Consider the following 12,790-nt stretch of genomic DNA (forward strand, 5'->3'; position numbering starts at 1 on the left):
TCAGGTGCGGTCGGCACGCTCCAGGAGGGCGGTGAGGACGTGGCCGATCCTGGCCAGCGCCGACTCGGTGGTCATCCGCCAGTGCGAGGTATGCACGGCGTGGTTGTGCACGGTGCCGTCGACGGCATCCGCCCAGGTTGCGGCCCCGGTTGCACCGGTGGGATCGTCCAGGGCCGCGGTGAAATACCGGAGATCGCCCTTGTAGGGGCGGGGTCGGTAACGCGTGATCAGGTCCACTGCGCGGGTGCCGGCGTCCAGCACCCGGGCGAGGCGGTCGGCGCCGAACGAGGCGAACGGCTCGGGCAGTTCGGTCAGCCGGCGCGTCAATCGGGGTAGATCCAGGTCGGTTTCGCCGCTGTGGTCGCCCAGCAGCCCGCCGAGCAGGTCCGCCACCGGGACGGTCGCGGACTCGTCCACCGTGACCTGCCGCGAGCTGTCCAGCATGGCCAGCAGCGCGACATGCTGGCCGGCGTCCTGCAATTGGACCGCGATCGCGTGCGCGAGCACGCCGCCGAGCGACCAGCCGAGCAGGTGGTACGGACCCTCCGGCTGCACGGCCCGGATCTCCCGCACGTACCGCGCCGCCCAGTCCTCGATCGACTCCGGCAGCGGCGCCGCGGAACTCAGCGCGGGCGACTGGATCCCGTACACGCCGCGCTCCGGGTCGATGTGGGCGGCGAGGCCGGCGAACGACCACGCGACGCCGCCCGCCGGATGCACGCAGAACAGCGGCTCCCGGCAGCCACCGGCCCGCAAGGGCAACAGCACGTCGAACGCCGCCGCCGCGTCGACCCGCCCACGGCCGGACCGATGCTGGGCCAGCTGGGCCACCAGCGCGCCCGGTGTCGGCGCGGAGAACAGCCAGACCACCGGAATGGGCTCGGCGAGTGCCGCGCTCAGCCGGGCGGCCAGGCGGGTGGCGAGCAGCGAATTGCCGCCGTGTTCGAAGAAGTTGTCGTCCAGGCCGATCCGGTCGGCGCCGAGCACCTCGGCGAAGCAGGCACAGCACTGCCGCTCCAGTTCCGTCGCGGGGGCGCGGAACTCGTGGGTGCGCGGCTCCAGCGCGGGCAGCGCGGCCCGATCGACCTTGCCGTTCGCGTTGCGCGGCAGCGTGTCCAATTGCCGCAGCACCGCGGGCACCATGTAGCTGGGTAGCAGGTCCGCCACCGCAGCGCGCAGAACGTCCGTATCGACCGGCTCGGTGGCGGTGAAATACCCGGCCAGCATCGCGTTCTCGTCGCCGGCGTGCTGCGCGACCACGATCGCCTCGGACACCGCGGGCCGCGAGCGCAGGGCGTGCTCGATCTCGGCGAGTTCGATGCGGTAGCCGCGGACCTTCACCTGGAAGTCACGGCGCTCGACGTATTCGAGGTTCCCGTCGGCGCCCCAGCGCACCAGATCACCGGTGCGGTACAACCGGTTACCGTGCGCGCCGAACGGGTCCGCCACGAAACGCTCGGCGGTCAATTCGGGCCTGCCGTGATAGCCGCGGGCCAATTGTGCGCCGCCGAGGTACAGCTCGCCGGTGACGCCGGCCGGGACCGGGTGCAGCCGGTCGTCGAGCACGTAGACGCGGCTGCCGGATTCCGGTGTGCCGATGGGCACCACCGTGTGCAGCGTCCCGGGGACGGTCCGGTAGCGGGTGACCGAGACCGCGGCCTCGGTCGGCCCGTACAGGTTGTCGATCCGGGCGCCGGTCCGGCCGCGCACCTGGTGGACCGTGGTCGCCGGCAGTGGTTCACCGATGACGAGCAGCCAGCGCAGCGAGCCGGGCAGTCGGTCGTCCGCGGCGTCGCCGAGCATGGCCAGTAGCGACGGCACCAGCGTGACGGTGGTGACCGAGGCACGCCGGATCAGGTCGAGGACCCGCGCCGGGTCGCGCTGCGCGGCACCGGGGGCGAGCACGATTCTGGCGCCGGTCCGTGGCGCCCACCACAATTCCCAGATCGACAGGTCGAAGGCGGCCGAGGTCATCAGCAAGGTGGCGTCATCGGCGCCGAGGACATACTCCGATTGCAGCCAATCCAGCTGATGGGCGACGGCGGCGTGCGGAACGGCCACGCCCTTCGGGGTTCCGGTGGAGCCGGAGGTGAAGATCAGGTACGCGGTGTTCGCCGGTGACAGTGGCGCCGAGCGCTCACTGCCTTGCACCGGTCGTGCCTCTATGGACGGATCGATGTTCGAGATATCCAGCACCACAGCGTGATTCGTCACCGTGACCGGCAGCATCGGATGCGCCGCCGAGGTGAGCACCAGCTCCGGGCCCGCGGCGGTGAGTATTCGCACGGTGCGGTCCAGCGGGTGGTCCGGGTCGAGCGGCAGGTACGCGCCGCCCGCCGTGACCACCGCGTACATCGCGACGAGCAGATCGATGCTGCGCGGGATGGCCAGGGCGACAACCGATTCCGGTGCGACGCCGCGGTCGATCAGCACCCGTGCCAACCGGTTGACCCGCGCACCGAATTCGCCGTAGGTGAGGGTCACGGCGCCATCGACGATCGCCACCGCGTCCGGCGTCCGGGCGACCTGCGCCTCGAAACCGGAGGTCAGTGTGGCCGTATCGAATTCACGTCCGGATCGATTCCATGCGACCAGCATGCGCTCGGACTCCGCCCGGTCGAGCAGAGCGAGATCGCCGACCGGCAACCGCGGATCAGCACAGACCGCACCGAGCACTCGTTGCAGCCGGCCCGCGAATCCGGCGACGGTGCTCTCGTCGAACAGTGCGGTCGCGTAGCTGATCGAAGCCGCCATCCCGGTCGGCACACCCTCGTCGTCGTAGCGGTCGGTGACCACCAGATGCAGATCGAATTGCGCGACCTCGGAATCGAAATCCGCAGCGGTGGCGGTCAATCCGTCCAACGCGAAGTCGGCGCCCGCCTGATTGTGGAAGGAGAAGCCGACCTGGAACAGCGGATGCCGGGCCGTCGACCGCTCCGGGTTCAGCACCTCCACCAGCCGCTCGAACGGGACGTCGGCGTGTGCGAACGCGGCGACATCGGCGGCCCGCACCTGCTCGAGCAGGTCGGTGAACCCGGCGGCCGCGTCGACCCGCGCCCGCAGCACCAGCGTGTTCACGAACATGCCGACCACGTCGTCGAGTTCGGCGGCACCGCGCCCGGCGACCGGCGTGCCGACCGCGATGTCCGTGCTGCCGGACAGCCGCGCGAGCAGCACCGCGAACGCGGCGTGCACCACCATGAACAGGGTGGCCCCGGCCGCCCGGCCGAGCGCGACCAGATCGGCGTGCGCCTCGGCGTCGATGGCGAAGTCGACATGGCCGCCGCGGGTGGCCACGATGGCGGGCCGTGGCCGGTCGGTGGGCAGGGTCAGCTGAGCGGGCAGCCCGGCCAGGGTGCGGGTCCAGAACCGGAGTTGGCGCGAGACCAGCGAATCCGGGTCGTCCTCGGTGCCGAGCAACTCGCGTTGCCACCGGCTGTAGTCGGCGTACTGAACCGGCAACGGGGCCCATTCGGGCGCGCGACCTCGCCTGCGCGCGGCATAGGCGACCATCACGTCCCTGGCCAGCGGCGCCAGCGACGACCCGTCCGCGGCGATGTGGTGCACGACGACCACCAGCACGTGTTCGCGCGCCACCGCGGCCGCGGCGACCGGCACGAACAGCCGGGCGCGCACTGGAACCGCTTCGGCGACATCGAATCCACCGCCGACGAAGTCCGCGACCGCGGCGGCGAGATCGTCGGCGGGAACGGCGATGGGCGCGAGCACCGGTGTGCCCGACTCCCCCGCCGGGAGCACCAGTTGCACCGGGCCCGACTCACGCTGCGGGTAGACGGTGCGCAACACCTCGTGCCGCTCGACCACGTCCGCGATCGCGGCATTCAGCGCGGCGACATCGAGTTCACCGGTCAAGCGGACAGCGAGCGGAATGTTGTAGGCCGTCGATTGCCGATCGAGACGATTGAGGAACCACATGCGCTGCTGGGCCAGCGACAGGGGCACCGGTCCGGTGTCCGCGCGCCGCGCGAGCACCGGACCGGACCGCGCCGCGCCGGACGCCGCCGCGGCGAGCGCGCCGACGGTCGGATGCTCGAACACCAGCCGCACCCCGACACCGACCGCGAGCCGGTTGCCGAGCCGCGCGGCGACCTGCGTCGCGGTCAGCGAGTTGCCGCCGAGTGCGAAGAAGTCGTCGTCGAGCCCGATCGGGGTGGCGAGGCCGAGCACGTCGGCGATGACCTCGGCGACGGCCTGCTCGGCGGTGGTCCGCGGCGCGCGGAACGCGGCCACCCGGAATTCCGGAGCGGGCAAGGCCTGCCGATCGAGCTTGCCGACCGGGGTCAACGGCAACTCATCGAGCACCATGACAGCGGCGGGCACCATGTAGGGCGCCAGCGAACGAGCGGCATGGGCACGCAGCTCTTCGGCATCGATCCCGCGACCGACCACATACGAAACCAGCGATGTCACACCCGAGGCCTCCGTGTGCCCCAGGGTCACCGCCGCCTCGACCGAGGCATGAGTCGCGAGAACGGCATCGATCTCGCCGAGTTCGATGCGCAACCCACGTACCTTCACTTGCTGATCCGAGCGTCCAACGTAGTGGACCGCGCCTGTCGTGGTCCACCGCACCAGATCGCCGGCGCGATAGAGCCGCCCGCCCGCCGGACCGTAGGGGTCGGCGATGAACCGCTCGGCCGAAAGACCAGGCCGTGAATGATAACCCCTGGCCAGACCGGGTCCGCGCAGGTACAGCTCGCCGGTGACCCCGACCGGCACCGGTTGCAGCCGGGCGTCGAGGATCACCGCCGACATGCCGTGGATCGGCGTGCCCATGTCGAACGGATCGTCCGGGCGCAGACGCGCGCTGATCGTGGCGATGATCGTCGTCTCGGTCGGGCCGTAGGTGTTGTAGAAGGCGCGGCCGATTCCCCAGCGCCGCACCGTATCCGGGCCGTAGGACTCGCCGCCGACGGTCAGGTGCCGCAGGTCGGGCAGCTCGGCCGGGTCCAGGGTACGCACCACCGCGGGGGTGAGGAAGGCGTGCGACACCCGCTGCTCGCGCAGCAGGGTGGTCAGTTCGGCACCGCCGTAGACGCTGGCCGGTGCGATCACCAGCGCGGCGCCCGCCGACAGCGCCAGCAGCAGTTCGAGCATGGACGCGTCGAAGCTCGGTGAGGCGACGTGCAGGATGCGGGCGCCCGCGGTGATCACGTACCGATCGCGCTGGGCGCGGGCCACTCCGGCGAGGCCGGCGTGGGTCGCGAGCACGCCCTTGGGGGTTCCGGTCGAGCCGGAGGTGTAGATCATCCAGGCCGGATTGTGCACGCGGACCGGGCGGATCAGCTCGTCCGCGGCGATCGGGGTCGCGCTGGTGTGCCGCAGCCGCACCGCGGTCGCGGGTGCGTCGAGGACCAGCCATTCGACGTCGGCCGGCAGCATCCGGTGCGAACGGCTCGTGGTCAGCCCGAGGGCGGCGGCGGAATCCGACAGCATGTGGGTGATGCGCTCGGCCGGGTAGGTCGGATCGACGGGGACGAAGGCGGCGCCCGTCTTGGCGACCGCCCAGACCGCGAGCAGGGACTCGACCGAGCGCTCGATGGCGATGGCGACCACGTCCTCGGCGCCGATGCCATGACCGATCAGCATCCTGGCCAGGCGGGCGGATTGTTCGTCCAGTGCGCGGTAGGTGAGGCTGCGCTCGGCCGAGATCAGCGCGGTAGCAGCGGGATTCATGGCCACGGCGGCGGTCATCAGCTCGGCCAAGGTGCGCGGTTCGACGGGGTGCGCACCGCGCCGGGCGAGCAGTTCGCTGCGTTCTGCCGGGGCGAGCAGGTCCGCGGCGCCGATCGGGCGGTCCGGGTCGGCGGTGAGTGCGCCGAGGAGGCGACCGAACCGGCGGAGCACGCTCGCGGCGGTGACTTCGTCGAACAGATCGGTGGCGTAATCGAGTTCGACGGCGAGGTGGCCGTCGGCATCGGGCTCGGCGGCGACGGTGAACTGGAGATCGAAGCGGGCCACCGGCTCGTCGAATTCCACGGCGGTGAGCGCCAATCCGGGCACCGTGACGGTGCCGGCACCGGTGTCGAGGTAGCTCAGCGCGACGGTGAACAGCGGATGCCGGGCCGGGGAGCGTTCGATGCCGAGCTCGTCGACCACCCGGTCGAACGGCACGGTCGCGTTGCCCAACGCGGCCAAGTCGGCGGTCCTGGTCTGGGTGATCAGGTCGGTGAACGATCGGCCGAGGTCCGGCTGGGTGCGCAGGACGACGGTGTTCACGAACATGCCGACCAGGTCGTCGAGGGCCGCTTCGTCGCGGCCGGCCACCGGGGTACCGATGGCGATGTCGGTGGTACCGGACAGCCGGGCCAACAGCACCGCCAAGGCGGCGTGCACCACCATGAAAGGAGTCGCGCTGTGCTGCCACGCAAGTCGGGCTATGCGCGCGGCGACCTCGCCGCCGATCCGTGCACGCACGCTCGCTCCACGCTCGGTCGCGACCGCGGGACGTGGCCGGTCCGTCGGCAGCGCCAGTTCCGCCGGGAGGTCGCGCAGCGTCTCCGTCCAGTACGAGAGTTGTTCGGATGCAACGGATTCCAGAGCACCGGTCTGCCACAGCGCGTAGTCGGCGTACTGAGCGGGCAGGTCCGGCCAAGGCGGTGCCGCATCCAGTACGCGAGAGTTATAGGCACACAACAGGTCTCGCAGAAGCGGGCTGATCGAAGAGCCGTCAGCGGCGATGTGGTGCAGCACCACGACCAGCACCTGCTCGGCGTCGTGCACCCGCAGCAGCACCGCACGCACCGGCACCTGCGTGGTGACGTCGAAACCGGCGACCAGGAATTCGGCGATCCGCTCGGTTACGGGACGCCCCCCGAGGTCTTCGAGCGCGAGCGGGATCGGCGCCGGTTCGGCGGGCAGGATCACCTGGTGGCCGCTTCCGGTCGCGTCGACGGGATAGACCGTGCGCAATACCTCGTGCCGGGCAACGACATCCGCGAACGCGGCGCGCAGAGCGGCCACATCGAGCTCGCCTTCGATGCGCATCGCCAGGGGGATGTTGTGGGTGGCCGACGCGGGGTCGAGCCGGTTGAGGAACCACATGCCGCGCTGCACCGGCGCCAGCGGAATGACTCCCGGACGCGGACCCGCGATCAGCGGCACCGACTGTTCCAGCGCGGCAGCGTCATTCGTGATCCACCCGGCGAGGGCGCGCACGGTCGGTGCCTCGAATACCAGCCGGACCGGAACGCGACGGCCGAGCCGGGCGCCGAGCCGGGCCGTCACCCGGGTGGCGGTCAGGGAGTTGCCGCCGAGGTCGAAGAAGCTGTCGTCGGCGCCGATCGGCCCGCTCCCGAGCACTGTGCCGAAGGCGTCGGCGACCAGACGTTCGGCCGGGGTGACCGGAGCACGGAAGGCTGCTCGACCGGACACGGGTTCCGGCAGCGCCTTTCGATCCAGCTTTCCGGAGGCGTTGAGCGGGAACGCCGCCAGCACCACGAAGGCCGACGGAACCATGTAGGACGGCAGGTTCTCGCCTGCCGCGCGCCGCAATTCGTCCTCGGCAACCGCATGCCGCGCGGTGACGTAGCCGACCAGCTGGTCACCGGTGCGGGTGGCGACAACCGCGGCGGCGGCCTGGGTCACACCGGGCACAGCGGCCAAGACCGCTTCGATCTCGCCCGGCTCCAGTCGTTGCCCACGGAACTTCACCTGGAAGTCCGTGCGGCCCAAGTACATCAGCTCCGCGGTATCGCCGTCCGCCGCCCAGCGCACCAGGTCGCCGGTGCGGTACATGCGCTCCCCCGGCACGCCGAAGGGGTTGGCCACGAACCGGTCCGCCGTCAGGTCGGGCCGGCCGTGGTACCCGCGGGCCAGCTGCGTACCGGCGAGGTATAGCTCGCCGGCGACGCCGGGCAGGGTCGGGCGCAGCCGCGAATCCAGCACATAGACCCGGCTGTTCCACTCCGGGTTGCCGATCGGCAGGACCGGGCCGCCGACGTCGCCGGTGACGTCGCGGTAGGTGATGCTCACCGCCGCCTCGGTCGGGCCGTACAGGTTGTGCAGCCGGGCCCGGCTGACGGCGCCGAAGGCCCGCACCGTCTCGGCGGGCAGTGCCTCGCCGATCACGAAGACGGTGCGCAGCGAGGCGAGAGCCGCACGCTGCCCGGCGGTTTCGACATGTCCGGCGAACACGCTGAGCAGCGAGGGCACGAAGTCGGTGAGGGTGACGCCGGTGGCCTCGATGACCTCGGTCAGGTAACCGGGATCGCGGTGGCCGTCCGGCGCGGCGAGCACCAGGGCTGCGCCGATGCGCAGGGGCAGGAAGTATCCCCAGAGTGATACGTCGAAGGTGGTGGCCGTCTTCTGCAGGTACACGTCGTCGGCGGTCAGCCGATACTCCGACTGCATCCAGGTCATCTGGTTGACGATCGCGGCGTGGGAAACGCTGACGCCCTTCGGTTTTCCGGTGGAACCGGAGGTGAAGATCACGTACGCCGGGTGCTGCGGGTGGATCGGTGAGCGGCGCTCGTGCACGGCGATCGGGTCATCCGGATAGCCGTCGAGGGTGAGTTCATCGATGCGCGTGATCGGGCCGGCGTAGTCGAGGCCGACCCGCTCGGCCGAGGTGGTGAGCAGCGCCGCCGGTTGCGCGGTGTCGAGGAGGTGCGCGATCCGGCGCGCCGGATGGTCCGGGTCGATCGGCACGTAGGCGCCGCCCGCCTTGAGCACCGCGTACATGGCGACGACGAGGTCCACCGAACGCCGGATCGCCAGCGCCACCAGCGATTCCGGGCCGATGCCCGCGGCGATCAGGTGCCGGGCCAGCTGATTGGTCCGACGGTCCAGCTCGCCGTAGGTCATCGTCGTCGCGGCGGCGCCGTCGTCCGGGACGAAGATCAGTGCCGGCTCGTCCGGTGTCGCCGCGGCCTGCGCCTCGAATTCGTCGAGCAGCATTTCCGCGAGGCAGGCGGTGTGCGCGGAGTCGTTCCACTCGGTCACCACTCGATGCAGTTCGCCGGCGCCGAACAGGTCGATGTCGCCGACCAGCTGTTCCGGATCGGCGGTCACGGCGTCGAGCAGGCGGCGGAACCGGGACCCGAAGGTCGTCACGGTACTTTCATCGAAAAGGTCTGTGGCGTAGGTGAACCGGACCGAATTGCCGGTGACGGTCAGTTGAAGATCGAAGGGCGTTGTCTGGTAGTCCAACTCGTACTCGGCGACGGCGACGCCCGCCATATCGAGGTCGACGTGGGCGAGGTTCTGGAAGAACAGCGCGACCTGGAAGAGCGGATGCCGCGCCGCGGACCGCGGCGGATCGAGCACCTCGACCAGCCGCTCGAACGGCACCTCCGCGTGCGCGAAGGCCTCGAGGTCGGTGTCACGCACTCGCCGTAGCACCTCGGCGAACGCGTCGGCCCCGGCGACCTCGGCGCGCAGCACCAGGGTGTTGACGAACATGCCGACCAGGTCATCGAGCGCGGCGTCGCCGCGGCCCGCGATCGGCACGCCGATGACGATGTCGCCGGTACCGGACAGCCGGGCCAGCACCGTGGCGAGGGCGGCATGCACGACCATGAACGGGGTCGCGTCATAGCGCGCCGCGACAGTGGTAATAGCCTCGCGGACAGCAGTATTCAGCTCTATCGTGGTGCTGGACGCGGCGTGCGTGGCGATCGCCGGACGCGGCCGGTCAGTAGGTAGATCGAGTTGCACGGGCAAGGCCCGCAGCGTTTCCTGCCAGTAGCTCAGTTGGCGCGCGATCACCGATTCCGAATCCGTCTCGGCGCCGAGCACTTCGCGCTGCCACAGCGCGTAATCGGCGTACTGCACCGTCAATTCGGTCCAGGCGGGTGCGGTTCTGGTGGCGCGCGCCGCGTAGGCGGTGGCGATGTCGCGGGCCAGCGGCGCCATCGAGAAGCCGTCGGCCGCGATGTGATGCACGACGAGCGCGAGCAGGTGCGCACGATCCGACAACCGGACAACTCCGATACGCAACGGCACTTCGCTCGTCACGTCGAACGGCGTGGCGACGAACTCCGGCAAGGCGGCGGCCGAATCGAGCGATTGCAGCGACGGCACCTGGCCGGGTTCGAGTATCCGCTGGTAACCGGTGCCGTCGTGGTCCGGGTAGACCGTACGCAGGGTCTCGTGCCTGCCGACCACGTCGGCGACGGCGGCGGCGAGCGTATTCAGGTCGAGGTACCCGGTGAGCCGGACCACCACCGGGATGTTGTGCACGGTGCCGGTGGGATCGAAACGGTTGAGGAACCACATGCGCTGCTGGGCCGGTGACAGCGGTACCCGCTCGGGACGCGGGCGTGCGGTGAGCGGCGGCCTGCCGCCGGTGCCGATCTGCCGAGCCGCCCGCGCCGCCAGCCCGGCGACCGTCGGCGCCTCGAACAGCATCCGCACCGGGATCTCGGCGTCGAAGGCGGCGCCGAGCCGGGCCGCGACCTGCGTCCCGATCAGGGAATTGCCGCCGAGGGCGAAGAAGTCGTCGTCGGCCCCGACCTGGTCGAGGCCGAGCAGCTCGCCGATGATGCCGGCGACCGCGCGTTCGGTGCCGGTGGCCGGTGCGCGATAGGCGGTCGCCTCGAAGACGGGGGCGGGTAGCGCTTTGCGGTCGATCTTGCCGGACGTGTTGAGCGGCAACGCATCCAGCGACATGATCGCCGAAGGCACCATGTACGGGGGCAATTGCGCGCTCAGCGCGGACCGGACCCCGTCGATGTCCAGCGAATGCCCGCCGGCGGCTACCACGTACGCCACCAGCCGGTCACCGAGCCGGTCCTCGGAGTGCACCACCACGACCGCCTGCGCGATCGAATCCACCGTGGTCAGCGCGGACTCGATCTCGCCGAGCTCGATGCGCAGACCACGCAGCTTCACCTGGAAGTCGGTGCGGCCCAGGTACTCCACCTCGCCGTCGGCGTTCCACTTGACCAGATCGCCGGTGCGATACATCCGCTCACCACCGGCGAACGGATTCGCGACGAACCGGTCCGCGGTCAGATCCGGCCGCGCGAGATAGCCGAGTGCCAATTGCGCACCCGCCAGATACAACTCCCCAGGAACCCCGGCCGGGACCGGTCGCATCCGCGAATCCAGCACCAGCAACCGGGTATTGAACACCGGCCTGCCGATCGGCACGCAGACCACATCGGCCGCGGTCACCTCGTGGAAGGTGACGTCGACGGTGGCCTCCGTCGGTCCGTACAGGTTGTGCACCCGCGCTCCGATCACCTCACGCGCCCGCTGCGCGGCCAGCGCGGGCAATGCCTCACCGGAGGCGAATACGTTGCGGAGCGTAATGCACTCGTTTGCCCTTCGCTCGACAATGAACATCGACAACATGGCGGGCACGAAATGGGCCGTGGTCACCCCCTCTTCGATGATCAAGCGGGCTAGATAAGCCGGGTCGCGATGCCCGTCCGGGCGTGCGACGACCAGGCGCGCACCGACCTGCAAGGGCCAGAAGAACTCCCACACCGACACGTCGAAAGTAGCCGGGGTCTTCTGTAGAACCGCGTCGCCGGCGGTGAGGCGGTAGGTCTGCTGCATCCAGTGCAGCCGGTTCACGACGGCGGCGTGCGGCACGGCGACACCCTTGGGGCGGCCGGTCGAGCCGGAGGTGAACAGGACATAGGCGATGTGCGCCGCGGTGAGCACGCCGACGCGGTCCAGGTCGGTCAGCGGGGTCGGCGCGTAGCCGGTCAAGTCCAACCGGTCGATGCGGAACTGGCGGGCCGCGACACCGTCCAGGTCCAGGCCGGAGGTGAGCACGCAGACCGGCCTGGCTGTCCCGAGCACATGGTCGATGCGGTCGGCCGGATGGTCGGGATCGAGCGGCACGTAGGCGCCGCCGGCCACGGTGACCGCGTACATGCCGGTGATCAGATCGATCGAGCGCCGCATACCCAGCGCGACAAAGGAGTCCGGGCCGACACCCTGATCCACGAGCCACCTGGCCAGGCGGTGCACCTTCGCGGCGAAGTCCGCGTACGACAGGCTCGTTCCGTCGAAGGTGAGCGCTGTCGCCTCCGGCGTACTGACTACCTGCTCTTCGAACAGGGAGACCAGTGTCGTTCCGGCCCGCATCGGATGCGTGGTGTCGTTCCACTGATTCAGCACCAGCGCACGCTCTGCGGCGTCCAGCAGCTCGATATCGCCGAGGGCGAGGGACGGGTTCGTGGAAACCGTTTCGAGTACACGCACGAACCGGGCCGCGAACGACTCGACCGTGCGCCGGTCGAACAGGTCTGTCGCATAGCGCAGTACGCCCCGCAGCGCGGCGCCCGTATCGGAAACGTATTCGGCGAGTTCGAGGCTCAGATCGAACTGCGCGATCCGACTGTCGATCGGATACGCCGACACGTCGAGTCCGGGCAGTCGCAGGACGGTGTCGTCCCGGTGCTCGAAGGTGAGCAGAGCCTGCACGATCGGGGATTGAGATTGTGCGCGTATCGGGTTCAGCTCTTCTACGAGTCGCTCGAAGGGCAGATCGGCATGGGCGAACGCGCGGACGTCGGCGTCGCGCACCTCGCTCAGGAGTTCGGCGAAAGTCATGTCCGGTGCTACGCGGGAACGCAAGACAAGAGTGTTCACGAACATGCCGACCAGGTCGTCCAATGCCGCTTCGGAACGTCCCGCGATGGGAGTGCCGATGGCGACGTCGTCCACCCGGGCAAGCCTGGCCAGCAACGTGGCGAAGGCGGCGTGAATCACCATGAACGACGAAACGCCATGTCTGCGGGCCAGGCCCGCGATCGCTCCGGTCAGCTCGGCGGACACGGCGAAGTCGATGGCGGCGCCGCGTCCGGAGGCG

1 pseudogene (cut by a window edge) is annotated in these 12,790 nt (G+C 70.1%); it reads right to left on the reverse strand.

The window, feature by feature from the left end:
• Nucleotides 1-12,790 (reverse strand): annotated as a pseudogene (locus ACFYO1_RS20220) (non-ribosomal peptide synthase/polyketide synthase) (its annotated part continues 12,386 nt past the right edge of the window); the annotation flags it as partial.

It is taken from the genome of Nocardia sp. NPDC006044 (genome assembly GCF_042871115.1).
GTDB lineage: Bacteria > Actinomycetota > Actinomycetes > Mycobacteriales > Mycobacteriaceae > Nocardia.